Source organism: Coleofasciculus sp. G3-WIS-01 (assembly GCF_040223135.1).
Classification (GTDB): domain Bacteria; phylum Cyanobacteriota; class Cyanobacteriia; order Cyanobacteriales; family Coleofasciculaceae; genus Coleofasciculus.
Window position 1 is genome coordinate 35,477 of record NZ_JAVJZI010000124.1, and the last position, 25,235, is coordinate 60,711.

Sequence of the window (25,235 nt, forward strand, 5' to 3'; positions counted from 1 at the left end):
GAGGCTAGACATCGTAGTAGAGGGAAAACTCATAGGGATGAGGACGCAACCGCATCGGGTTGATCTCATTGTCGAGTTTGTAAGCAATCCAGTTGTCGATAAAGTCTTCGGTGAATACACCTGTACTGGTCAAGAAGCTATGATCCTTCTCTAAATGCTCTAAAGCAGCTTCCAGAGAACCAGGAGTTGACGGGATTTTGCTCAATTCCTCTGGCGAGAGGTCATAAATATCCACATCTAAGGGTTCGCCTGGATCAATTTCGTTCTTAATCCCATCCAAGCCTGCACACAACATCGCCGCAAAGGCAATATAGGGATTACACGTCGCATCAGGACAACGGAATTCCATCCGCTTCGCCTTGGGATTGTCACCAGAGAGGGGAATCCGGATGGAAGCTGAACGGTTTCCTTGAGAGTAAGCTAAGTTCACAGGCGCTTCAAAGCCTGGCACCAAGCGCTTATAGGAGTTAGTCGTTGGGTTGGTTAAAGCTAGCAGCGCTGGCGCATGTCTGAGCAAACCGCCGATATAATGCAGCGCCATCTTGCTCATTTGAGCGTAGCCATCGCCGAAGAACAGGGGTTTCCCATCTTTCCAAATCGACTGGTGGGTGTGCATCCCAGAACCGTTGTCATTAAACAGGGGTTTGGGCATAAATGTGGCAGTTTTGCCATACTTCTTGGCAACATTTTTAACCACATATTTGTAAACCATCAAGAAGTCACCGGCTTCGACGATTGGTGCAAAACGGACACCGAGTTCGTTCTGTCCCCCTGTAGCAACTTCGTGGTGATGCTTTTCAATAGGCACACCACATTGAGCCATGGTTAGCAGCATTTCGGTACGCATGTCTTGCATCGTATCCGTAGGCGAAACGGGGAAATATCCTTCTTTGTAGCGAGGTTTATATCCCAAGTTCCCGCCGGCTTCTTCCCGTCCTGAATTCCAACGCCCTTCAACGCTGTCTACATAGTAGAACCCTTTGCTCTCCGTTTGATCAAAGCGAACATCGTCGAAGATAAAGAACTCGGCTTCTGGACCAAAGAAGGCAATGTCTCCAAGTCCTGTAGACTTCAAAAAGTCCAATGCTTTCTGGGCGATGGTACGGGGGTCACGGCTGTACCATTCACCAGTACGAGGCTCTTTAATCGAGCAAATCATGCTCAGGGTTTTTTCTTGCATGAATGGGTCAATCCAAGCCGTTTTCGGATCGGGAACCATTGACATGTCTGATTCGTTAATGGCTTTCCAACCGCGAATACTTGACCCGTCGAACGCTACCCCATCTTCAAAAGCACTTTCGTCAATTTGATCGTAGTAAAACGAGCAGTGCTGCCAGACCCCTGGCATGTCAATGAATTTGAGGTCAATAATTTGAATGTTTTCGTCTTGAATCATTTTCAAGACCTCTTGGGGCGTTTCTGGCATGAATGACTCCTTTTGTCAATTGGACTATTGTTTAGAAAAGTTCAAATAGTTGAACGATGGAGGAGGTCTTGTTCTGGTTCTCACCGACTTCGACAGACGGTTATGCCTGTTCTCAACCTGACGCTTAGGACTACGGGGGACATTAGGAATCAAGTGTCGCACAAACATACTAGACATCTGATTTCAGTGGCAGGAGCTGCAAACATGGGTAGACCCGTCAGCTTGTCCCCTGAGTGTGAGAAACGAGACAAGATACAGTTTGGTGCGAGCTTTCTCCCTAAGCCGGGGAGCCGTTGTCGTACCATCTCAGGTTTACCTCCACAACCTGATTGGGCTTGAAACCTGTCTCCTTTGTATCTGACTCATCCTAGGGAGAGGCAGAGGGAGCTTTTGTATCCAAAGTTACAGAATCTAGTTTCCTGATTCTGGGTATCCTCAGAAAACGATTAAATTGTCTCAAATATTACAAAATAATAAGGATTACCCATCTCCTATTTGTCAATCCGCTCAACCATGCCGTATTCTAGTGCAGATAAGCCAAGTTGCCTTGGGAGCAATACTTGGGTGAGTCCAGCTTATGTGATCAAAGAACACGGTTCAGCAGGCGGGTCGCATGTGGATGGGGATGGAACGTCAACGGTATAAACATACAAGGCTAGGTTTTGTTCCGTTATGTCCATTTTGTTTGTGGGAATTTTTTGTAGCCGTGCTGCAATAACTGGCAAGATAAATAGATAAAGATATACAGATTTGGAGAGCCGACTCATGCGGGATGCGATTACAAGCCTGATTAGAAATTACGACATCACTGGTCGTTACCTCGATCGCGATGCGATCGATTCACTCAAATCTTACTTTGACAGTGGTACAGCCCGAATCATGGCAGCCGCAGCGATTAATACTAATTCAGCCTCAATTGTCAAGCAGGCAGGATCGCAACTTTTTGAAGATGTTCCGGAACTGATTCGTCCGGGCGGCAATGCTTACACGACTCGTCGCTATGCCGCTTGTTTGCGGGATATGGACTATTATCTGCGCTATGCCAGTTATGCACTGGTTGCTGGGAGTATGGATGTGCTTGACGAACGAGTACTGCAAGGTTTACGGGAAACCTACAATTCATTGGGGGTTCCCATTGGTCCGACTGTTCGCGGTATCCAAATTATGAAAGATATCGTGAAAGAGCAAGTCGCTGCTGGGGGAGTTGCTAATACGGAATTTGTGGATCAGCCATTCGATTACATGACCCGTGAATTAAGCGAACGCAATATTTAACCTAACTCGCGGAATTCCCCACCCACCTGTACGGTGGGGAGCTATTCAACGTTCCTTCTGGATATTCGCAAGTCTAAAACTGATGCAAAAACTCTGAAAATACTTAATGGGACTCTCTTTGGGTGTGTATTCTAATCGTTGTCGCAGATAAAGGATTCACTTCTGGGATAATATGTATATTCCCAGACCAATTAGTCCCAAGGCGATAACCTGTCTGATGCCAAAAGGTTCTCCCCAAATTAAGTGAGCCAAAAAAGCGACCGCTACATAGCTAATCGAAACGCTGGGAAAAGCTACAGAAACAGGAATTTCCCTAAGGGCAAAGATGTAAAAAAGGGAAGCACAGAAATAAGACGACAATCCCACAATAATGTATGGTTCAAGAAAGAAAAGCTTATTGCCAATACCCTGAATAGCACCAGCTTTAAGGCTTAGCTGCCCACCGATACCGATCATAATCGAAATAACTAAAGCAAAGTAGGCATTCACAGGAAAATTCTCCGATCCAGTAAAACTATCTTAATCTGAATGTCACCGCAATAAGTGTTTATTGACCGTAAAGTGGGCAAATTGGAGGTTTGGCTGAGTAAAGAAACCCTAGAGTTTATCGGCTTTACTCACTGGAGGAATGAAACCTAGCCGAAAATTTTTCTGTTTCCTGTTCTCTATTCCGCGATTTTAATCTAACCAATCATCGATGGGATTGGTTTTAAAACAAATCGATGGTCTACTTGTATTAACAGTTCGCGGATCATTGTTTTGTGGCTTCCGTTGGGTTGGCGATTTGGATAAACCCGGAGATGGTGAACGACGAGGTGGCGGTGGTGATGCTGAGTATTTTGGCTTACGACCCATTTTTCTACCATTAGCCGCCGATTGAGAACGCAAGCATTCATGGGCTTCATTGAGTTCTTGCAACTTGTACTGGGCTTTCTGTTGTAGGCGGGGATGACCCACAAAGCGGTCAGGATGCCATACCCAAGTCATGTCGAGATACCCTTGGTGGACTTCCTCGGGTGAGGCATTGGGTTCTAAGTCCAGGGCTCTGTAGTATCGTTCTACGTCTAGCATATACACCATCCTCACGACTGACAGCACTATATTGATAAAAATAGTAATTCAAGTTCTCCAAGGTTGTGGCTGAAACCATGCAAAACAATACATCAGTTTAGGAAAGATATCGTTTGTAAGTTTTCGTTAATGTAAGTTTACAATTTTAAATCCTAGGGTTCACTCAATTGTTGAGAGTTGGAGCGTTTTTATAGCGATATATGTCATATTATATCAAGTTACCCGTTCTTAAGTTGAACGAACATCCCTAATCTAGAGAGGTTTGAAGTAGTATATTTCCAAGAGAGCGTGTTGAAAAAGGTGTCTGCACAGAGGAGGGGCAGGTTGAGACATCGCTATCATGCCTTGAACCTTTCGCCTAAAATCCAAACCTGCCCTTACCCTAGCTTCTCAGGTGCTTTTAAAACACCGTCTAGTTGTTTAAGTTGAGTAAAAATGCAGTTAGCAGCACGAGTTGGTCAAGTCTCTCCCTCTCTCACCCTCGCTATTTCCGCCAAAGCCAAAGCGATGAAAGTCGATGGCTTGGATGTGTGCAGTTTCAGCGCCGGGGAACCCGATTTTGATACCCCGGCTCATATTAAGGCGGCGGCGAAACAAGCTTTGGATGAGGGGAAAACCAAATATGGACCCGCCGCTGGGGAACCGAAGTTACGCCAAGCAATAGCGAATAAACTGCGCCAAGATAATGGGTTAGAGTACCAGCCGGACAATATCATTGTCACCAATGGCGGTAAACATTCCCTATTTGGTTTAATGCAAGCGCTGGTTGAACCTGGGGATGAAGTGATTATTCCCGCCCCCTATTGGCTTTCCTATCCGGAAATGGTCAAACTGGCGGGGGGTACGCCGATCATTGTGCAAACGGATGCGTCAAGGGGTTATAAAATCACCACAGAGCAACTCCAGGCGACGATTACCCCGCAAACCAAGCTGTTTGTGCTTAATTCTCCCTCTAACCCCACCGGGATGGTGTATACCCCAGAAGAACTCAAATCCCTCGCCCAAGTGATTGTAGAACGGGATATTTTAGTCGTCTCGGATGAAATTTATGAAAAGATTCTTTACGATGGCGCTCAACATTTGAGTATTGGTGCTATTGGATCAGATATCTTTGAGCGCACAATTACCAGTAATGGGTTTGCCAAAGCCTACTCGATGACAGGTTGGCGTGTGGGGTATTTAGCGGGTGCTGTGGATTTAATTAAGGCAGTTACCACGATTCAAAGCCACAGTACCTCTAATGTTTGTACCTTTTCCCAGTATGGCGCGATCGCAGCCCTGGAAAATTCCCAAGATTGTGTAGAACAAATGCGCCTTGCTTTTGCTAAACGCCGACAAGTCATTTACGAACGCCTCAATAGCATCCCAGGAATTAGTTGCCCTAAACCCAATGGGGCGTTCTATGTATTTGCCGATATCAGCAAAACTGGACTTAAATCCCTGGAGTTTTGTAACACCCTTTTAGAAGCTGAGAAAGTGGCGACAGTTCCTGGTATTGCCTTTGGTGTCGATAACTGTATCCGTCTGTCCTATGCTACTGATATGCCAACTATTGAAAAGGGTATGGAGCGATTGGAGAAATTTGTTCGCCGGTTGAATTAATCGTCGGGGAAGAGGGGGAGATGAGAGAGGTAGGGAAGATGAGGGAGATGGGGTGTTCCAGAGGTAACATGCTACGTCTAGAACACTCAGGGCGGGTTTAATATCATTAATGTGACAAAAAATGATAATAGTCAACCCGCCTCTACACCCCTTAAAACTCAAAACTCAAAACTCTTTCCCTGTTCCCTGTTCTATTAAAAATTAGGAAGTAAAACTGATGACCTATAAAAGAATATTAGCAGCGCTTGACCATTCCTCTCAAACGGAGGGTGTCTTTAGCCAAGCCTTAGATATAGCTAAACAAGACAATGCCGCGTTGATGCTCTTTCATTGCTTACCTATAGAAAACCAAGGCGTGGGTTTTTATGGAGATATGTTTGGCAGAGAATTGATTGACTTCTCACGTCGTATGCAAGACAAATTGAAAAAGGAAAGTGATGAAACTCAGAAATGGCTAGCTGACTATTGTAAAAAGGCAACAGACCAAGGAGTGGCAACAGAATGGACGTGCAAAATTGGAGATGCAGGGAGTGCGATTCGAGACCTTGTAAACAGTTGGGACGCTGACTTAGTTGTCATTGGTCGTCGAGGTCGTCGGGGTTTAACTGAGGTGCTTTTAGGCAGTGTCAGCAATCATGTTCTCCATCATGTTCCCTGCTCAGTTTTAGTAGTGCAAGGTGTGGCAACTGGAGCGTCAGAGAAATAGTTTATCATTGGTCATTGGTCATTTGTAAGAGCTTGAGGAATATTGACAATACCTAAAGTGGTTTATTGAATTACGTAGACCGATTACACCTCCTGATGATATTGTGATCTTGGCGGTCGATGATCAATCGTTGACCGCATCGCGATTACTCTAAATACTTTCTCGTACTTTACCACACTCTTTATTAGTGACCAAATTCAAAAACGCCGCTTCCGCAGTACATTAGAGCGTTATGTCGCCGCACCCGTTGTCCAGGAAATTCTCAAGCAGCACGATGATTATCAGGAATTGCTCAAAGGACGCAAATTAAAAGCCGCTATTTTATTCTCCGATATTCGCGGTTTTACCACCCTCTCCTCCCAAATCTCACCGGTACGATTAGTTCGACAACTTAATCGGTATCTCAATGACATGGTTGAGGTCATTTTAGATGCTGGGGGTACGGTGGATAAGTTTATTGGAGATGCGGTAATGGCAGAATTTGGTTGTCCGGTATCGGAGGGGGAAAAAACCGATGCGATGAATGCGATTCGTGCGGCATTAGGGATGCGAAAAGCCTTGCATCAGTTGCGTGAGGAATGGCGTCAGGAAGAACGAATCCCTTTATTTAATGGGATTGGGATTAATTATGGAGAATTGATTGCCGGGGATATTGGTTCTCAGCGTCGTCGAGAATATGCGGTGATTGGTGATGCGGTGAATGTGGCGAGTCGGGTGGAGGGTTTGACGAAAAAATTTGGCACAGATATTTTAATTACCGATTCTCTTTATCAGGTTGTTAAAGATGAGGTTGAGGTGATCCCAGTGGGGGAAGAAGAGGTGCGAGGGCGGTCGGGGACAGTGAAATTATATAGTTTAATTGGGTGGAAGGGAGAGTCGCCGCAATTGTATCAGCAGGTGCAGAGGGATTTACAGGAGTTTTTGCAGGAAAAAGAGAGTGAATGAAAGAAGAATCCCTCGTCTCTGGCGAGGGAGTGTCAATGACAGTGATCACAGACCCCATACACCGTCACCTCATAGCTTTCACCTTGCATACTAGAAGGTAGGCGGTTCAAGTCAAGGGGCTCAAATGTATCCCAAGGAATATCCTGAATCGTACCGCAACAGCGACAACGAAAATGATGGTGGCGAGCGACATTTGCATCGTAACGACAGATGCCCTCTTCTAATAAAACTTCCCGCACCAGTCCCACTTCCCGGAGTGCTTGTAGGGCACTATATACAGTGGCTTGAGAGGACGTAGGTCCATGGCGATTGAGATCACTGAGGATTTGATCTGCCGTCGGGTGATCATAACGAGTCAGCAGATTGGCATAGACAGAAAATCGCTGGGGGGTAACCCGCAACCCCTTAGATTTCAATAGTTTAACGACGTCTTCTGCTTGCTTCTGCATGGCATTAACCGTTTTCATAAGCAGTTCCTTAATTATAACACTCTTTTGTAGGAGTTATAGTTGTCTAGCATTTAAGCTAAAAAGTAAGTAATTATAACTATTGACGCATTCTTAAATAAGAATTATTCTGATTTGTAGTTAGATATAGCTAAAGCAAACAAAAATCTAGTCGTCTGTAAAACGAGGTAAATATGGGAGTTATCGAGCATGTACCCGACGTTGTTTTCAAGACTCGCGTGCGTGATGAGTCTGTAGGTGGTCCGAATCCCTATCGTTGGCAAGATCGGACAACCCAGGAAATCTTTGGTGGCAAAAAAGTTGTCGTGTTTTCGTTACCGGGTGCATTTACACCCACCTGTTCGTCCAACCACCTACCCCGCTATGAGGAACTCTATGACGAGTTCAAAGCACAGGGTATTGATGAAATCATTTGCCTGTCGGTGAATGATGCCTTTGTCATGTTCCAGTGGGGTAAACAGCAAGGCGCTAAGAATGTGTTATTGCTACCGGATGGCAATGGTGACTTTACCCGCAAGATGGGAATGCTAGTCGATAAGTCGAATCTCGGTTTCGGGATGCGTTCTTGGCGCTATTCGATGCTGGTGAACGACGGCAAGATTGAAAAATTCTTTGCAGAACCTGGTTACAGCGACAACTGCCCAGATGATCCCTTTGAAGTCTCCGATGCCGATACGATGCTCGCATACCTGAAGGGAAATGAATCCGCAGGTGTATCTGAGCCGCGTATGGCATTTGTTGGCTAATTTGAACCACCATGGGGGCACGAGATGTCGTGCCCCTAATGTTTGTGTCCGATGGTGTTGGGTTTCCCGCCGTTTTTCCACGCGACACCCGATTTCATTAGTTGAATAACTCAAAGACTTGTCGGCAGAAGAGTTTAAGCTTGTCATTCACCTCTGGCGCGGGCTGATAATTACCGACACATTGCCAATTCTCAACCGTCGAAAGTCGCCAAGCTTCTCCTTGATGATTAAATCCTGCGGCATCTAAACCGATCAATCGATGAGACTTGTCTAAGGGATCTTGATAAAACCGAATTTGTAGTAAAATACTGCGGCTTTGTAATTTTCTACTCCATCCAGGAAAGTGAAAACCGATATCTATTGAGTCGGGATCAACTAGATTGCGAGTATCTGGGTCATTTTGCCAAGGGTTCAAGTCCGCCTTGGCATCAGGGAACTGTGACTTAAATAAGTTGACAATCGCGGCAATTTTGGTCGTTACCTCTAAACCAGTGGCTTGTTCAGCGGCATTCATTACTAAACCTCCTAGGGTTAACGTTTATTTACCAGGTTGCTTAATTATTTATTACAATTAGCGACTCAAGTTGGCTATCTGTTTAGCAGACCGGGGATATGTTGTGATTCGTTGACAATTCCCGGAGATGGGAAATTAGGGGTAAAACTTGCTCAAAGGTCTACAGGGCGGTAAGCTCAAAGCACGGTCAAGGTGTAGGAAAAAAAGCGTGTCCATTCAGGAAAATTCAATTCAGGTCGGGTCGCTACAGTGGTTTTATCGGGAAGCAACCCCGGTTAATCCCAGTACAAAACCCCCTCTACTGCTGCTTCATGGTTTGCCATCCCAGAGTTACTCATGGTCAGCGCTGATGCCCGATTTAGCCGAAAAAGGATTCCGTGCGATCGCGCCAGACTGGATTGGTGCTGGTTTATCAGCTAAACCTGATCGTCGAGAGTTTGCCTATACGCCAGATGCTTTTATTAAAGCCCTAGCCGAATTTATCCAACATCTGCAAATCGAGCGATTTTACCTGGTTGTCCAAGGGTTTCTCGGTTCAGTGGGACTGCAATACGCCTTACGTTACCCCGATCAGGTTGAACGCTTAGCCATTCTCAACACCCCTGTCTCATCGGCGACTCAGTTACCTTGGAAGATCAAGCAATTGGGGTTACCCTTGATCGGTGATATGTTGACCCAAGACCCCTTGTTGGTCGATCGCACCTTAGAAGGGGGTAGCCGCTATCGAGTGTCAGATAAAGATTTAGATGTATATCGCCGTCCCTTTCTCACCAGTTCTGACGCAGGGCGTAGTCTGCTGATGACGGTTAAGAACCTGCAACTTAAACCGTCCATGGCAGAAATTGAAGCTGGGTTTCGCAACTGGAATCAACCCACCTTAATTTTATGGGGAATCAAAGATCCCTGGCTTCCCTTTGTCCAAGTCCAAGAATTTGCCAAAATGCTCAAGAATGTGGAACTGGTACAGCTAGAAGAAGCGGGACATTATCCCCAAGACCATTGGTCTGAGAAAATTAGTAACAACCTGCTGCTATTTCTGCGCCGCCAACCTGTTTGAATACCGACGGGTGTGACACAGCTAAAATGATGGAAGAGATTTTACCATTGAATTGGGCGCAAGACGAGCATTGGTGTCAAATTAAGCGCTAAAAGCAGGGGGAGCAGGGGAAGCAGGGGAAGCAGGGGAAGCAGGGGAAGCAGGGGAAGCAGGGGAAGTAAAATACTTTCGTTACCAAGTTCGATAAGGAAATACTTCGGTTGAGGCTATGCCTTCCTTGAATGGCTGTAAACCAGAATTGGTAAGGGTTATGGCTTAAGTTGACACGGGTGCAAGACGAGGCGCCCCTACAATTCTAATCCACCCAATTAGCTGTGCCACGCCACTATGCTTCCGGTGAAAAGCTAGATGAACACACGCACCCAACCAAATAGTTTATGTTTTGCGACGAGAGGATAATACGTTGATTGTAATGCCATGAATTAGTAATTCGTCATTTGTCCTTTATCAAAGGTGAGTTTATGCTGAACTATCACGCGATCGCGCTGGTTCGTAGTTGCGCTTTAGCGCCGATTCTATCCCTAGTTTTGTTCAGTTTAACTAGCTGCAACACCCAACAATCCCAACCCCCTAACCCAAAACTAATCGCCGTGATTGAAGTGATGCAGGAAATAGAGACTCAATCAAAAGCAGACGGAGGAATCAATATTAACAAATTGATTCCGTTAGTAGAACATGTTGATCGTTCTGTCAAACAGCTTCCCAATGATACGAATCCTAAAGTTATCAAACTTTTACAAGGTTCGGCTGAGGCTTACAACTTAGCTATTGATTACTGGCGTTGTGACCAAGAATCATCCTTAAGCACAGCAAACTATCAATGTAAAGATGCCGTACTTCAGGACATTACCACCCAGTTTCCCTTACTCAAGAAAAATCTCGATCACCAACTCGCCGAACAAAAAAATCCGCCGCCGCATATCAGTCTTCTATTTGAAAATAGTCAAATGTTCACATTACTGCTATTGCAGGCAGAAGTAAATCGCATTGATGCCCAAACCATTCTGGCACAAGCGACGACAAAGTCAGCCTTTATTCCTCATCGATCTCTGTTCCGTAACGTACCTAAAAATCTGGTTCTTTCCGACGTAATTGTTAAGGCATAATTCAAATGAACAATAATGGCAAATTTAAACTATTTAAATATTTGACCAACTTAGATAATGACAAAGGTGTGTATGAGCAAAACTCTTCTATTATATCACTGGCGATATTCATAATTTTGATTGTGGTTAGTTTAGCCGGATTAAAATTCACAAACTACCAAAATAGTATTAAAGAAGGTCGTGAATATGTCGGGAGCATGAATCGATTGCAGCAAGCCTATTATCTTGAGAATAGCAAATTTTCTGACAAACTTGATAATTTGGGGTTGAGAGGGTCAGCGGAAACAGAAAACTATCGCTATCACATTTTGTTTGGTCAACCAGAAAAACCGAGTCGTTACCGCTTTGTCGAACCTCATTCGATAAATGAAAGATGGGAAAATATATCGATTGTAATGAATCTAGGTTTACCTAAAAAACCTAACCTTAAAACCTATGTTGGCTTAGTATTTTTTCCAGAAATTGCCGACCTTGCTACAACTCAACCAAGGACTATTTTTGTCTGTGAAACTATGATGAATGCTTTGTTGTGGGAAAGCCAAGAACCTTCTACCGCTCCTCCACTAGTAGTTGTTATCCCTCCTGACTTAGAAATAGAGAAAATTTGTGGCAATATTGTATCTGGTTCATTTCCTCCTCCAGAAGGTTTCCAAGAATATCAGGAGTAATTATCAAGACTAGATAGGTAGTAGTTTGTACTGACTACAATTAAGAGTTAATTTCGGGGTGATGTGGCAGACATAATTGGCTGGATGAGACGGTAGGGGCGCACCGACGTGCGCCCGATTTCACGGTGAAATCTATGGAACAGTTCACATAATTTCCTAGGGGGCATTACCGAAGCGTGGCTATCCCGGATGCTTGGTGTAAATAGTAGCAAATTATACAAAATAAATGATAGAGAAAGGCTGAAAATCTTGATCTGGCTAGATTATAACCTTGGGTTATCACCACAAGTACGGAAGAACTACCCGGATAAAATCTGCTCAAATACTGGTGTAACTTATCTTTAGGCAATTGTTAAATTATGCTACAAATTTTTAATCCTGTGAGTATTCTAGAGGATGAGATTGAGATGAGTGCGATCGCACTTAGAGGTTTTCTGGCGAGGAGTTGATAAGCTAAAGCCCTGACTACGAACTACAAACGCGGCGCTAGAATGGGAATAGCTTCACCTCCGGAAAAACAATGGCTTTAGAACCGTGTAAGGTGTGTGGTTCCCTAACCAGCACCAATGATGAAATTTGCATGATTTGTGGGTATCCGGCGAAAGGACGTCCTAAGGCGATTTGGTTTAAGTGGATTGCGTTGATTCTGGCGCTGGCTATTGGTTTACCTTTGATTATCGCTACATTTCATAATATAGTCAGTTCACAGACGCCGATTCAATCTTTACCCTCTCAAAGTGAGTAGATACGCGCCACGAACCCAGAACCCCTATTTCTTGAAGAAGTTGGGGTTCTAAACATCTACTACTCCATGAGAAGCCGATGAGTTCTCAAAGTTTTCAGTCATAAACTCCGATAACCACCAGGTTGAATGAGGATGTTGAGTCAAATCCATCATCCTCATCCTAATGCACATTTGTGAATGTCTCTACACAAAACCACTACTGCCTATATCCTCCGATTACAACAAAAATATAGACAGGATGTATTAGGCTGTTGATTCCCCAGGGGTTGATACCCAGGATGTCAACCGATAAATGACATTATTCCTTGCTTACAAAGATGAACCAGACGGTAGTCTGGATGAAGGACAATGAACGAACCTCATTATTATATTGGTTTACTACTGATTTTGCTAGTATTTGGGTTTGAACTCTTGGTTCAGCCAACAGATATGAACACCGAACAACGAGTGCGATCGCGTTCGTCTCGTCAGGAAGATAGTTTGTTAGTTAGTCGTTGAGATGGAATGGGATGAATAAGCGTTACTACAGGAGTTTAGGGTTGAGTCTATTCCTCTTATGTGTTGCACTCCTGCTATGGACAAGTTTTAACCTCACTCTCGGTATTGAATCCCAATCCGTCGCCATTTTGATCAACACTCAACAGGATTTATAGTATGGAAAAAAATGATACATACACATCGATTGCCTGTGGATGCTTATGGATGTTGATCATCATGTCTAGCCTAATCTTCATTCTCCCATTGTTCAATCATTCTTGTAGCGATAAAGCTAGACAAGCAGAAGGAAGACAATATGTTGGCTCAATGAATCGTGCCCAGCAAGCTTACTATTTAGCTAAACAAAAATTTAGTAGCAATATTCCTGATCTAGGTTTGGGTATTCAGAGTGAAACGCTAAACTATCTCCTATCAACTCACAGCAGTGGAAATGCTGCATTTAACTATGGGATCTCTCGTCATGACAAAATTCCTAGTTATGTCGGTGCTGTTTTTGCTGTTCCAGCAACTGACGTTAATTCTGAGGCGGTATCAGATGAAATAACGACAGTTGCTATTCTGTGTGAAGCGGATACACCAGGTTCAATCAAACCTACCACACCTACCTATCAAAATGGTGAACTGTCTTGCGGTGAGGGGACAACAGATTTATTCAGATAGGAATAATACAGATAAGGCAGTTGACGCCTCCTGCCCAACAGAATATAGGGCTCGCATCCCTTACTACTAACTTCCCCAAATCAAGTCGAGGATAAGTCGATAAGTTCTCAAACTTGTCCGTCGATATCTCAAAGCGTTACCTGTTTCATCAAGATGTAGAGTTCAATACTAATCTCATGTACGGAACATCAGACTCAACTAACTTGAAAGCCTGTCTTGCATTTATGTGGCTTTTTGCTGGATTGATTTGCTTATCTATACCTTCATTTTTAAATCAAGCAAATTTTCCTGAAGAATCCGAAGGAAAACAATATATTGTCTCAATGAATCGCGCCCAGCAATATTACTATTTAGATGAACAAAAATTCAGTGGTAATATTCCTGATCTAGGTTTGGGTATTCAAACTGAAACGACAAACTATCTCTACTCAACCGAAACAACTGACAATACTGCATTTAACTATGGAATATCTCGTCATGACCAAGTTCCGAGTTATGTCGGTGCTGTTTTTGCTGTTCCCGCAACTGACGTTAATTCTGAGGCGGTATCAGATGAAATAACGACAGTTGCTATTCTGTGTGAAGCGGATACACCGGGTTCAATCAAACCTACCACACCTACCTATCAAAATGGTGAACTGGCTTGCGGTGAGGGGACAACCGATTTATCCAGATAGGAATAGATTTAACAATCCTCAAACTACTTAATTAATCTAGGGTTACTTACATCAAATAAGGTATTTAGGGAAGGGCGCAAGCCTTGCGCCCCTACAGTTTGATTATTAAATTAGGACTGATGAACTATGGTTATTTTAGAAAAAACATCAACTCAACTGAAACTCCGACACCGCCCCTATTTTATTTGGAAACTTTCCGGATGCTTAGTGTTCAGCGTTCCTTTGCTTATGGTTCTTGGTCGCTTCGTCTTCCCTTGGATTATTTATATGTTAGGCTTATATTTATTGTTCGCATTTAATATAATTTTGAGTCTGGTATTCCTCCTTTTTTTCGGCAGGGTTTTCACGTATCACTTTGATAAAGACACAAACAGTCTATTCATCAAACGGCGGGGATTATTTAAAACGCAAGTTACCTTGTATCCCCTTAGCGATATTTTCCAGATACAGGTAAAATCCACAAGCTGGAATCAGGATAAGATGGCGCACTATAAAATCGCGCTCATTTTGAAATCGGGTAAGCACTTGTCTATCCCATCGGGAGAAACATCACTACAGCAAAAGCTGGAGACAGTCAACCTCATTCGCCAATTCCTCGGTATACCACCGCAAAAATTAGCAGATTGATCTCTGTTGTGTTTCTGCCTTCTTAAAACCTTCGTGTATGCTAGCAATAGCACAATCATCGAGGAAAGGATCATGAGTGCAGTAACCTCAACCCCGAATCAACCCGCTTTAGCAGAATTACAATCAGGATTACCCACTATTTGTGGGTGGGAAGAAAACATTCGGGCAGTGGTGCAACAAGATGAACCTGTATTTTTACCCACAACCAATCTGCGCCTCGAGGATATCACTTCAGGATTCGCTTGCGCCTTACACATGCACCAACCCACGATTCCGGCGGGTGCGAATGGTGAATTGATTAGCAATCTTCAATACATGTTTGAACATCCCCAGGAAGGGGATAACCACAATGCCGAACCCTTCGCTGGGTGTTATCGTCGTATGGGTGATTTTATTCCCCAACTGGTTGCTGAGGGGTGCAATCCTCGGATTATGCTGGACTATTCGGGTAATTTGTTGTGGGGATTCCAGCAAATGGGGCGGGAGGATATCCTGAATAATCTTAAGCGGATTACCTGCGATCGCGCTTATCAGCCTTATGTGGAATGGCTGGGAACGATGTGGAGTCATGCGGTTGTTCCCTCTACCCCAATTCCAGATATTAAACTGCATATTCAGGCATGGCAACATTATTTTGCCGCTATTTTTGGCTACGATGCACTAAAGCGAGTCAAAGGCTTCTCTCCACCAGAGATGCATTTACCCAATCACCCCGATAGTTTGTATGAATACATCAAAGCCCTGAAAGACTGTGGCTATCGCTGGTTGATGGTGCAGGAACATTCTCTGGAAAATTTGGATGGTTCGGGATTGTCACAGGATCAGAAATATGTCCCCAATCGTTTAGTCGCTCGCAATTCTCAGGGAGAAACAATTTCTATCACAATTTTGGTTAAAACGCAAGGATCAGATACCAAATTAGTGGCACAAATGCAGCCCTATTTTGAGGCAAAGGGGCGGGGTAAGCAGTCAATTGGCAGTCATTCTATTCCCTCCTTAGTCACGCAAATTGCCGATGGGGAAAATGGGGGCGTGATGATGAACGAATATCCCCGTGATTTGTTTCGCATTTACCATGAAATCCGTGACCAAGGGGGCGGAAAAACAGGTGTCGTGCCGATGAATGGGACGGAGTATTTAGAGTTACTTGAAGCAGGGGGTGTTAATCCAGAGGACTATCCTCCTTGTCAAGCCGTTGGTCAGCACAAAATTTGGCAACGAGTCGATTTGGATAACATTACACCCGACGCGGTAGGAAATGCGATTGCAGAATTGACAGCCACGGATCATCAATTCCATGTCGATGGGGCATCATGGACAAATGATTTAAGTTGGGTTAAAGGCTATGAAAATGTATTAGAACCCATGAATAAACTTAGTGCGGCGTTTCATCTGAAATATGACCCCTTAGTGCAGCAAGATACCTCCGTGACTAAGCGGAGTGATTATCAGCAAGCGTTATTGTACACGTTGTTACTAGAAACCAGTTGTTTTCGCTATTGGGGACAAGGAACCTGGACAGATTATGCCCGTGAACTCTACCAACGTGGTGAAGCAATTATTCGGGATTAGTCATTTCCCTCGGCTCCCTCGTTCCCAGGCTCAGCCCTCGTTGCCCTCGTCAGCCCTCGTTCCCCTCGTTGCCCTCGTTCCCAGGCTCAGCCTGGGAATGCTCATCTTGAGGCTCTGCCTCCCTGCCTGGGAATGCTAATCTTGAGGCTCTGCCTCCCTGCCTGGGAATGCTCATCTTGAGGCTCAGCCTCCCTTTCTAAGCGCCAGGGACAGCTAAATTTAACCATACAACTGTGCCACATATTCCCCATACCCGTTATAGGGAAGAGTTTCCCGTCTTTCCCAGGAAAAATTAGGTCCTGCACCAACAAACTTTTCCGTCGCTTGGGACCAACGAGGGTGTGACACATCCGGCTCTACATTTGCCTCAAACTCGTACTCGTAGGGAATTAACGTATTCCAAAATGTCGCCGGTTGAGTCTCAACAAATTCAATCTTGACAATAGACTTAGCCCCCTTAAACCCATACTTCCACGGCACAACCTCTCGAATCGGTGCCCCATGCTGTTTCGGCAGAAAATGACCATAAATCCCCAGGGCAAAAAATGCCAAATCATTCGCCATTTCCTCTACCGTTAATCCTTCCGTGTAGGGCCAAGGTAGTTTACCACTAAATGACCACGCCGGACCGATTCTAATTTGAGGATTGTCGTAAGATGTAAATCGAACAAATTTCGCTTTAGACGTGGGTTCAACCTCTGCCATTAATAATCGCATCGGAAATCCCAGCCATGGCAATGCCATTGACCAAGCTTCGACACAACGGAAGCGATAGATGCGTTCTTCTAAGGGGAATTTTTTACGTAAATCGTCTAAATCGTAGGTGCGGGGGTTTTTCACCAATCCTGTAACTTCAACCGTCCACTCATCTGTGGGTAAAGCTTGCGCCGCTTGCCATATCGATTTGCCACTGCCAAATTCATAGAAGTTATTATATTGTCCCGCCAGTAACTCATTAGTGATGGGACGCTCAACCCTGGCAAATGCGGGATTGGTGTTAAGAGGTTTTACCGTCGGTTGATTTAGGGTAGCGGCTAGGGCTTGATTGGTTTCTGAATCGGCGGCGGATTGACATCCCAGGATGGGGAGAATACTCGCACCGACTAGGGTTTTGAGAAAGCGACGCCGATTGAAGTAAACGGCTTCGGGGGTGATTTGGTTTTCGGGAATTTCCCAGGATTGGGGAACGCGGATAAGGGTCATTGGGAAACAATGTTGACGGCGCGGCGGCGTGATTTAAATCACGCCTGTATGAAAATATTAACCTGTTTTAGCGTCTAACTGAAGGCTGGGTTTCCCAACTCAGCCTATTACACCCTACGTTATCGCCAAAATGACAACAATGTAATTATGCGAGCAGCACTAAAGTGCTAGAAGCGCTAAAGCGCTGACTACAAACTTAAGATGATTTGCTATTCTAAATGAAACTGAAGGCGTAACTGTTGGTTACTTCATCGGTGGTGATGTTTAATTCCGTGGGGAAATCATCTTTAATATTGTATCCGCCACTGCTATTACCAAAACCACTATTCGGGATAGCTGGATTGTACCGATTGCCCTGACTACTAACACCGATATAGTAAGTACCCGGATTAGATGCGGTAAAGTCGAGATAAGGATCTCCACTAAACTTTGTTTCTCCGGGTGCTAAATTATTGGTACTAGAAGCAACTTCCCTGCCCATGAAATCAAATAATCGCAATTCGGCGTCTAACTTGGAACCGACTGTCTGGGCATCAATATCAATCGTGATCCGTTCTCGGCGAGAGAGTTCCACCTTATAGAAGTCTACATCCGAACCGGGAATAAAATTAGGGGTGTAGGGATTCCCATTGTCACCAATTATCCCCGTATCAGTAAAAACACCCGGAGTTACGGAACTCAATCCAGTATCCCCCGATAATCCACCCTTTAAATAGACACCGGGATTAATCTGATCGATATCGAGAACATTAGTAACTTCCTCACGAATCGGATCAAATTCGATAATGTCACTCGCCCAAGAATCGAGCAGATAAACCTTACTTCCTAAGGTAGCTAAACCGCCAAAGCCACCGCCCCGGTTAACCCAGTAATCATCAATTACCGCCCCCGTATTTGGATCAAGTTCCCATAACTGATTAGACTCATTGGTTAAGAATAATCGTGTTCCATTAAACGCCAAGCCGTTAAATCTACCACCAATCCAAGTTGGTGCTGTAAATCGATAAATTTCTGTACCGGTTAAGGGATTTAACTCAACAATCTGATTGTATCCATCATCGGGAATCACAAACAGCCGTTCTTTATTGCTGTTCGGGTGAGGAGAAAGCTGTTGCCATCCGGGGAGTACGGTTTGGGCAACTGTATAGATGCCTGATTCTAAACCAAAGAAACTATATTCCCCATATTCATTGGTTAGAGTTGAGTATTCTCCAACATCAAGTTCACCATTTTGATTCTCGTCTAAGTAAACCGTCCAATCGGCGATTCCGGGTTCAAAACTATCCTGGAATCCATTACTATTCAGATCTTGCCAAACCTTGCCGTTAATCTCAGAGTTCATGAGTAGTAATACCTCCTTGACCGCTATTTTCTAGCTATTACTCATAAGTAAACAGTCTTCTTTATGCAAAAAATGAGTTTTTGTTGCAAACCTTTACAAATTGATGTGGGGGGTTCCCACTGCTGGCGTGTCCACAGGCGGTGACATCGTTAGATTGATGTATGAGGACATCCTATCCTCGTAATCGGAATCTGACGTTCACGGCAGTAGGGGCGGGTTTGACGACTATCCTTTCTTTGTTAACCCAGATGCGACTAAACCCGCCCCGACCAAATGCGATACCGTCTGTAACGATTACTGTTACAACTAAGACGTTTACACCTTGGGATCTGTGAATTTTTTGATAAATTTTGTAGCCACGGGACTATTATTAAGATTGCGTGAACTCACAACGGAGTTTTTTAAAGTTTTTGTAAAGTTTCCCGGAGTTCAACACCTCTTCACTTATAGATACCCCCTGAGTTATTGTGTAAAGAATTGCAACAAAATCCGATTGTTTGAATAAAAAGGACTGTCCATTTGAGAGTAATATGTAGAACGTTAGCGTTATGTTAGTTGCTACTGTCAGCCTGTCCATCGACAGTGACATCGTTACATTAATGTCTAATGGCTTCCTATCCTAGTAATAGGAATGGGTGGGAAAATAATTCATCAGTGCATTTATCACAATCAGAGGTGTAATTAAGCTATGATGACTGCTCACAAAATCCGTCAAACTCTTCTCACCCTAACCAGTTTTGCTAGCCTAGGATTTGCGGTATCCCTACCCGCCCAAGCCATAGAATTTCGCTCAATTGACGGGTCAAACAATAACCTGGATAATCCTACTTGGGGTCAAGCCGAAATTGAACTGATTCGACTCCTCGAACCCGATTACAGTGATGGAATTTCTGCGCCTGCGGGTGTGAATCGCCCCAACCCTCGCGCCATTAGTAAAGCGATCGCATCTCAACCCGGATCACTCCCCAATCCCTTCCACGCCAGCGATTGGCTATGGCAATGGGGACAATTCATCGATCATGATCTCGACTTGACAGATCCGCCTGAAGGTGCAGAACCGTTACCCATTATCGTTCCAGAGAATGATTTAACCTTTACCCCTGGATCAGAGATTCCCTTCCGCAGAAATGCCGCCGCACCAGGAACGGGTACAGATAGTAATAATCCCCGCCAACAAGTTAACGCGATTACAGCTTATATTGATGGGTCGAGTGTCTATGGATCAGACTTAGAACGGGCGCATTTTTTGCGAACTGGAGACGGCGGAAAACTCAAAACCAGTGCAGGTAATCTATTACCATTTAATACCGAAAATTTACCGAATGCCAATCCCTTTGGTGTCAGCCCTGACAATCTATTTATCGCTGGGGATGCGCGGGCAAATGAACAGATTGGCTTAACAGCAGTTCATACCCTGTTTGTGCGGGAACACAATCGGTTAGCCGAGGAGATTGTGGCTGATCCGACAACTCCCGAAAAAGCGGCTAACGCTGGACTTTCTGTAGACGATTATATCTATCAAACCGCCCGTAGGATTGTCAGTGCCCAAATTCAGGCAATTACCTACAATGAGTTTTTGCCTTTACTCTTGGGTGAGGGGGCGATCGATCCCTATAGTCGCTACGATGAAACCGTAAACCCCAGTATCAGCAACGAATTCTCTACCGCCGCCTACCGAGTCGGTCACACCATGCTATCCCCAGAATTGCAACGGATCAACAATGATGGCACATCGGCGGGTAGTATTTCCCTGAGAAATAGTTTCTTTAATCTCCAAGAAATTACCAATAACGGGATTGATTCGTTGCTGTTAGGATTAGCCTCTCAAAAATCGCAAACTATTGATGCATTCATCGTCGATGATGTCCGGAATTTCCTCTTCCCAGCCGGAAACGGTGGATTGGATTTACCCGCTGTGAATATCCAACGGGGACGAGATCATGGACTTCCCGGTTATAATGCAGCGCGTCGGGGGTTGGGTTTAGGCGGATACACGAGTTTTGATCAAATTACATCCAACGCCGAAATTGCCCAGCGCTTCCGAGATATTTACGGCACAACCGATGGTCAGGATAACATTGATTTAGTCGATTTGTGGATGGGTGGGATTGCCGAAGACGCATATAAAGGTGGGATGGTTGGCGAACTGTTCAATGTAATTATCTCAGATCAATTCCAGCGTTTACAGGATGGCGATCGCTTCTTTTATCTGGCGGATCAGGATCTCCTGAATTTAGTACCAGATATTGGCGATACGACGCTTTCGGATATTATTGTCCGCAATACGGATATTACGACAATTCAGGATAATGCGTTTATTATCGCCAAAGATGTGCCAGAACCTTCCGCACTATTCGGATTGTTTTTAGTCGGGGTTTTCGGCGGTAGTTTGGGGCAATTACGTCAGCGTCAATCCACCAACAAAGGAGATTCCCAATCAATCTAGCGATTCATCCTGTAGGGGCGCAAAGCTTGCGCCCTTATCCAGGTATCACATCAGACCAGAAAGTGCTATAAGTATCTAATGTAGGGGCAAATGCTATGTTTATTTTAATGAAAACAGTTTTAGCGAATTTACTGCTGATATTCTTGGTTGAATTATCCCTGAATGGTTACGGATTAAAAACATTGGCAGGTGAGCTTGATGCTAGTAAATACAATACGGCTCAACAACTGACTGAATACGATAACTATAATCCACAAGATTTAAAAGAAATTCAAGATCTTGTCAAAGAAAATGTAATAACTGGACAGCAGGAAAATATAGAAGAGTTGATGAATCAAATTCATCCAACTTCTCCCCAACGAGAATTCACTCGGGAATTAATGATTTTTTTATTTGATATTTACGATTTAAGATATGAAATTAATAGCTTTGATCTTATTGAAATTTCTGAGGATCAAGTGGGGTTTCTCCCCAAAGTCCAGGAGAACCCGGATTATTAGTCGCCATTTCTTCCCTCTGTGGTAATGGGGTTCCCACCCGCAGCGGTTATGTCGCCAGTAAACACGCGATGCAAGGCTTTTTTGATACCCTACGGATTGAGTTACGGGAGACGGGGGTAGATGTGTTGGTGGTTTCACCGGGATTCGTCGCCACAACGATTCGCGTTGGCGAAGCCTGTTCGTTCAGAACGTATCGCGTCTTAGGTGGAGACGGTACACCAATACAAGCCAGTTTACAAAATGAATCGCACCAAGCCATGTCTGTAGAAGAGTGCGTGAATCAGATTCTTCAGGCGATGGTACAGCGTCGGCGAGAATTAGTTATGACTCCCAAAGGGCGTTTTGGGTTATGGTTAAAATTAATTGCGCCAGCCTGGGTTGATAGAATGACAGCTAAAGCCATCAAATCACAGCGTAAGGCAAGTAAGTAGTGGACTGACACAGCTAAAATTGTGGAATAGATTTGTTTTGTAGTGAGGGCTAAAGCCCTCTCCAGCTAGGCTTTATAGCACTAAAGTGCTTACTACAAGCCGGCTCTCCCATCTTCCACTAATCCTCAGTAATTACCAACTCTTGCGCGGTTTCGTTCTCCCCGACAATCTCGATCTATATTATCAACCTCTTCTTGCACTTTACATTGCTCGTAGACAATTTGACCCGTAGAATAATTGGGAAGTTGATCCGATTTTTCTAAGGCTTTTTTAAAGTAGTCTAGCGCTGCTTCCGGTTTATCTTGATGGACTAAAATTTGGGCTTTCAGGTATAAAACTTCGGGATTATCCGGCGTCATTGCCAAAGCGCGTTCGACATAATCCATCGCCTGAGAATATTTTTTCAAATCTCGATAAGCAACGGCAATCCCCCGATACGTCAGATATTTGGGATAGCCATGAGTTTCTAACTTTTCAATGGCATTAGCGGGGTCAGCAAAGGGGACATTGACAGCTAACATCAAATCCATGTGACCGGTGAGCAAGTTGAGTTCTGGATCTGTAGCATCAATTGCTTTGGCGGCGTCTAAATATTGAAAGACTTTCTGGAGTTTACTCAGCGCTCTAACCGGACCTTCTTTTTCAAAATTATAGGTTCCTTCTAAAAAGTGACCGACAGCGGTGTAAAGATTACCGCGTAGTGGATCAGATGTGATCAGTTGTTCAGCCGTGGTTCGGGTTTTTGTGGCGTAATTATTCAGGGTTTCTAACTCTCGCTCAGTGTACGCGATCGCAGCGAGCATGGCATAGACTAGCGGATCATTGCCCTCACTCGCTTTAGCTTGCTGGAGGTAGTCCTTGGCGGCTTGATAATCACCCTGTTTGAAAATCGATTCAAATGCCGCTTCCGTATTATCGCCAATATTGCGGGGATTACTGGGACGAAAGGGATCGCCAGCTAAACTCGGAGTCACCCAAAAACTGACAACCATCATCGCTGCACCAGCTAAAGCGTTTACGGTTCGTCGGGGGGTTGGCAACCAATGATTCATGTCTTAACTACAACTAATGTCTGGTAACGTTCGACGTTGGCGGGAATTGGAGGTTCCGTCCGCAATCCTAAGACAATCGATGCCACAATGAAAAAGATCCGACCATCTTTTTGCTTAACGGATTTGGATGCTTTATCTCAAAAATATAACTTATCACCCGCCCGCTACCCCCACCGCTATCTTAAAAGGTCTGACTCTAACACTCGCACCGCAACAACTAGGACTGATTATCGGTCGCAGTGGGTCTGGCAAAACCACTTTATTGGAAATTTTGGCAGGTTTAGCTCAAGCGACATCGGGCGATATATTCTGGGGTGAACAGGAACTGACGCCTGATCACTTACAACAGCTCGCCGGATTGGTGTTTCAGTTTCCTGAACGGCACTTTTGTGGGAGTACGGTGCTAGAGGAATTGCGAATGGGACACCCAGAATTGGGTTCAGAACGGGTTCAGGAAGCTTTAAGTGAAGTTGGACTCGGTGAGATTTCTCTGTATACGTCTCCTCATGCTCTCAGTGGCGGTCAACAGCGACGTTTAGCCTTAGCGGTTCAATTGATTCGCCAACCAACAGTATTAATGTTAGACGAACCAACAGCCGGACTGGATTGGTCAATGCGCCGCCAGCTAGCAAGTTTGCTCTTAAAACTCAAGTCCCATTGGACTTTACTGGTTGTGACTCACGATGCGGGTGAGTTATTGCAAATTGCTGACTGCTGTTGGACAATCCAACAGGGTGAACTTAACTCCGTTGACCGGGCTAGTCTGGGACAAAAAGCGGCTGTCAAGAGTCATTAGTCATTTGTCGTTTGTCATTAGACAGGGAACAGAAAACAGGGAACTCTTAACAGGGAACAGTCGGATGAACAATACACAATTGCTCCCGGAGATGGTTGAGGTTTGGCAAGAAACCTTAAATTGGCAACCTACCGAGAGTCAACACCAGCAGTTTCAGCGCCTGTATGCTGAGATTGTGGCAGGGAATCGTCAGTTGAATTTAACCCGCATCACCCAACCGGAGGAATTTTGGGAAAAGCATTTATGGGATTCGCTACGAGGGGTGGTTTCTCTGTTGTCAGGGGAGGAGAAACCGCTGAAAATTATTGATATTGGTACAGGTGCAGGATTTCCGGGATTGCCTGTCGCGATCGCGCTTCCTTCGAGTTCAGTGACCTTACTCGATTCGACGCGCAAAAAAATTACCTTTCTCGATACCCTGATTCCCCAGTTAGCCATCCCTAATGCTACCACTGTACTCGGTCGGGCAGAAAAAGTTGGACAACAACGTCACCATCGCCAACGGTATGATATCGCCCTCGTTCGTGCCGTGAGTTCGGCATCGGCTTGTGCGGACTACGCTTTACCCTTCCTGAAACCGGGGGGTTTAGGGATTTTGTATCGGGGTCACTGGACAGAGGCGGAAACTGATGATCTCAAGGGGACAGTCAAACAATTAGGAGGTGCGATCGCATCGGTTGAATCCTTTACCACGCCCCTATCTCATAGCGTCCGCCACTGTTTGTCCTTAAGAGTTATCCCTGATCCGACTTGATTAGCCCTACTCGTGAGTCCTCAATCGCTCACATCTGGTTAAAAACCCAAATATTTCTGTTATACTAGCTTGCCTGCGGCAATTTGTGTTAGGTTAACAATAGTGTAAATATTCTGTAATAATTAGAGATATAAGCCCAAGCATTAGCTTCAAACCTAATAATTACGACCCGGAGTTCATAAAAGGATCGTAGCTAAACCGTGTAAATGGTCAAAAGAGTTTGATTTTATTACATCAGTCTGTGCTGTTGAGGTTGGTCAGGATCAGTGGAAAAATATCTGGACGTAGCAATAGTTCATCCATTTTCTCGATCCTGAGCTACCCCAATTGCTGGTGTATGCTCATGGAT

At 44.6% G+C, this 25,235-nt stretch carries 27 protein-coding genes and 1 pseudogene; 20 read left to right on the forward strand and 8 right to left on the reverse strand.

The window, feature by feature from the left end:
* Positions 1-4 precede the first annotated feature (4 nt).
* On the reverse strand, positions 5-1,426 hold the full coding sequence (gene glnA, locus RIM23_RS12420) for a type I glutamate--ammonia ligase (protein WP_446367484.1): 1,422 nt from the start codon (positions 1,424-1,426) through the stop codon (positions 5-7).
* 765 nt (positions 1,427-2,191) lie between these two features.
* On the opposite strand from glnA, the gene apcB reads away from it, so the two are divergent.
* Entirely contained in the window at positions 2,192-2,701 is a 510-nt protein-coding gene (apcB, locus tag RIM23_RS12425) for an allophycocyanin subunit beta (RefSeq protein WP_446367486.1), read from the forward strand.
* A 156-nt stretch (positions 2,702-2,857) separates the two neighbouring features.
* On the opposite strand, the gene RIM23_RS12430 is transcribed toward apcB, so the two are convergent.
* Entirely contained in the window at positions 2,858-3,190 is a 333-nt protein-coding gene (locus tag RIM23_RS12430) for an EamA family transporter (protein WP_446338867.1), read from the reverse strand.
* Between the two features lie 189 nt (positions 3,191-3,379).
* A complete protein-coding gene (locus tag RIM23_RS12435; RefSeq protein ID WP_446367488.1) occupies positions 3,380-3,772 on the reverse strand; it encodes a J domain-containing protein in 393 nt (130 codons plus the stop codon).
* A 435-nt stretch (positions 3,773-4,207) separates the two neighbouring features.
* Between RIM23_RS12435 and RIM23_RS12440 the strand changes: the two genes are divergently transcribed.
* From RIM23_RS12440 to RIM23_RS12450, 3 genes are all read left to right on the forward strand, one after another.
* Positions 4,208-5,374 (forward strand): pyridoxal phosphate-dependent aminotransferase, encoded by a 1,167-nt coding sequence (locus tag RIM23_RS12440; RefSeq protein ID WP_446367490.1) that lies wholly within the window; start codon positions 4,208-4,210, stop codon positions 5,372-5,374.
* A gap of 217 nt (positions 5,375-5,591) precedes the next feature.
* Positions 5,592-6,080: a universal stress protein gene (locus RIM23_RS12445; RefSeq protein ID WP_446367492.1), complete on the forward strand. Its 489-nt coding sequence runs from the start codon at positions 5,592-5,594 to the stop codon at positions 6,078-6,080.
* A gap of 288 nt (positions 6,081-6,368) precedes the next feature.
* On the forward strand, positions 6,369-7,025 hold the full coding sequence (locus RIM23_RS12450; protein ID WP_446367494.1) for an adenylate/guanylate cyclase domain-containing protein: 657 nt from the start codon (positions 6,369-6,371) through the stop codon (positions 7,023-7,025).
* 32 nt (positions 7,026-7,057) lie between these two features.
* Here the strand turns inward: RIM23_RS12450 and RIM23_RS12455 are convergent, their stop codons facing one another.
* Positions 7,058-7,474, reverse strand: a complete 417-nt coding sequence (locus RIM23_RS12455) for a Fur family transcriptional regulator (RefSeq protein ID WP_446367543.1) — start codon at positions 7,472-7,474, stop codon at positions 7,058-7,060.
* 191 nt (positions 7,475-7,665) lie between these two features.
* Between RIM23_RS12455 and RIM23_RS12460 the strand changes: the two genes are divergently transcribed.
* Positions 7,666-8,238: a redoxin family protein gene (locus RIM23_RS12460; RefSeq protein ID WP_446367496.1), complete on the forward strand. Its 573-nt coding sequence runs from the start codon at positions 7,666-7,668 to the stop codon at positions 8,236-8,238.
* A 97-nt stretch (positions 8,239-8,335) separates the two neighbouring features.
* Here the strand turns inward: RIM23_RS12460 and RIM23_RS12465 are convergent, their stop codons facing one another.
* Positions 8,336-8,752: a hypothetical protein gene (locus tag RIM23_RS12465; protein WP_446360186.1), complete on the reverse strand. Its 417-nt coding sequence runs from the start codon at positions 8,750-8,752 to the stop codon at positions 8,336-8,338.
* Between the two features lie 208 nt (positions 8,753-8,960).
* Here RIM23_RS12465 and RIM23_RS12470 point away from each other — a divergent pair, with 208 nt between their 5' ends.
* The 10 genes from RIM23_RS12470 (at position 8,961) to RIM23_RS12515 (ending at position 16,362) form a co-directional block, all read left to right on the forward strand.
* Entirely contained in the window at positions 8,961-9,809 is an 849-nt protein-coding gene (locus RIM23_RS12470; RefSeq protein WP_446367498.1) for an alpha/beta fold hydrolase, read from the forward strand.
* Positions 9,810-10,270: 461 nt separating this feature from the next.
* A complete protein-coding gene (locus RIM23_RS12475; RefSeq protein ID WP_446367500.1) occupies positions 10,271-10,915 on the forward strand; it encodes a hypothetical protein in 645 nt (214 codons plus the stop codon).
* 5 nt (positions 10,916-10,920) lie between these two features.
* On the forward strand, positions 10,921-11,583 hold the full coding sequence (locus RIM23_RS12480) for a type IV pilin-like G/H family protein (protein ID WP_446367502.1): 663 nt from the start codon (positions 10,921-10,923) through the stop codon (positions 11,581-11,583).
* 520 nt (positions 11,584-12,103) lie between these two features.
* Complete coding sequence (locus RIM23_RS12485) at positions 12,104-12,328, forward strand: hypothetical protein (protein ID WP_446367504.1); 225 nt, start codon at positions 12,104-12,106, stop codon at positions 12,326-12,328.
* Positions 12,329-12,676: 348 nt separating this feature from the next.
* The gene (locus RIM23_RS12490) at positions 12,677-12,826 is read left to right on the forward strand and encodes a hypothetical protein (RefSeq protein ID WP_446367506.1); all 150 of its coding nucleotides are present in this window, start codon (positions 12,677-12,679) and stop codon (positions 12,824-12,826) included.
* A gap of 11 nt (positions 12,827-12,837) precedes the next feature.
* On the forward strand, positions 12,838-12,981 hold the full coding sequence (locus tag RIM23_RS12495; RefSeq protein WP_446367508.1) for a hypothetical protein: 144 nt from the start codon (positions 12,838-12,840) through the stop codon (positions 12,979-12,981).
* 61 nt (positions 12,982-13,042) lie between these two features.
* Entirely contained in the window at positions 13,043-13,486 is a 444-nt protein-coding gene (locus RIM23_RS12500; protein ID WP_446367509.1) for a type IV pilin-like G/H family protein, read from the forward strand.
* 176 nt (positions 13,487-13,662) lie between these two features.
* Complete coding sequence (locus tag RIM23_RS12505; RefSeq protein WP_446367511.1) at positions 13,663-14,163, forward strand: type IV pilin-like G/H family protein; 501 nt, start codon at positions 13,663-13,665, stop codon at positions 14,161-14,163.
* A gap of 126 nt (positions 14,164-14,289) precedes the next feature.
* Complete coding sequence (locus RIM23_RS12510) at positions 14,290-14,790, forward strand: hypothetical protein (RefSeq protein WP_446367513.1); 501 nt, start codon at positions 14,290-14,292, stop codon at positions 14,788-14,790.
* Positions 14,791-14,862: 72 nt separating this feature from the next.
* Complete coding sequence (locus tag RIM23_RS12515) at positions 14,863-16,362, forward strand: glycosyl hydrolase family 57 (protein ID WP_446367514.1); 1,500 nt, start codon at positions 14,863-14,865, stop codon at positions 16,360-16,362.
* Positions 16,363-16,581: 219 nt separating this feature from the next.
* Here the strand turns inward: RIM23_RS12515 and msrP are convergent, their stop codons facing one another.
* On the reverse strand, positions 16,582-17,565 hold the full coding sequence (gene msrP / locus RIM23_RS12520; protein ID WP_446367516.1) for a protein-methionine-sulfoxide reductase catalytic subunit MsrP: 984 nt from the start codon (positions 17,563-17,565) through the stop codon (positions 16,582-16,584).
* A gap of 214 nt (positions 17,566-17,779) precedes the next feature.
* Positions 17,780-18,907, reverse strand: a complete 1,128-nt coding sequence (locus RIM23_RS12525) for an SdrD B-like domain-containing protein (RefSeq protein ID WP_446367517.1) — start codon at positions 18,905-18,907, stop codon at positions 17,780-17,782.
* Positions 18,908-19,595: 688 nt separating this feature from the next.
* Here RIM23_RS12525 and RIM23_RS12530 point away from each other — a divergent pair.
* The 3 genes and pseudogenes from RIM23_RS12530 to RIM23_RS12540 form a co-directional block, all read left to right on the forward strand.
* Positions 19,596-21,353, forward strand: a complete 1,758-nt coding sequence (locus RIM23_RS12530) for a peroxidase family protein (RefSeq protein ID WP_446367518.1) — start codon at positions 19,596-19,598, stop codon at positions 21,351-21,353.
* Between the two features lie 107 nt (positions 21,354-21,460).
* Positions 21,461-21,853 (forward strand): hypothetical protein, encoded by a 393-nt coding sequence (locus tag RIM23_RS12535; protein ID WP_446367520.1) that lies wholly within the window; start codon positions 21,461-21,463, stop codon positions 21,851-21,853.
* Positions 21,823-22,284: pseudogene (locus RIM23_RS12540) on the forward strand (SDR family NAD(P)-dependent oxidoreductase); the annotation flags it as partial. The gene RIM23_RS12535 and the pseudogene RIM23_RS12540, both read left to right, overlap by 31 nt.
* A gap of 125 nt (positions 22,285-22,409) precedes the next feature.
* On the opposite strand, the gene RIM23_RS12545 reads toward RIM23_RS12540, so the two are convergent.
* Positions 22,410-23,336, reverse strand: a complete 927-nt coding sequence (locus RIM23_RS12545) for a Sll0314/Alr1548 family TPR repeat-containing protein (RefSeq protein WP_446367522.1) — start codon at positions 23,334-23,336, stop codon at positions 22,410-22,412.
* Positions 23,337-23,463: 127 nt separating this feature from the next.
* On the opposite strand from RIM23_RS12545, the gene RIM23_RS12550 reads away from it, so the two are divergent.
* Complete coding sequence (locus tag RIM23_RS12550) at positions 23,464-24,132, forward strand: ABC transporter ATP-binding protein (protein ID WP_446367524.1); 669 nt, start codon at positions 23,464-23,466, stop codon at positions 24,130-24,132.
* A 64-nt stretch (positions 24,133-24,196) separates the two neighbouring features.
* Positions 24,197-24,886, forward strand: a complete 690-nt coding sequence (gene rsmG, locus RIM23_RS12555; RefSeq protein ID WP_446367526.1) for a 16S rRNA (guanine(527)-N(7))-methyltransferase RsmG — start codon at positions 24,197-24,199, stop codon at positions 24,884-24,886.
* Positions 24,887-25,235 lie beyond the last annotated feature (349 nt).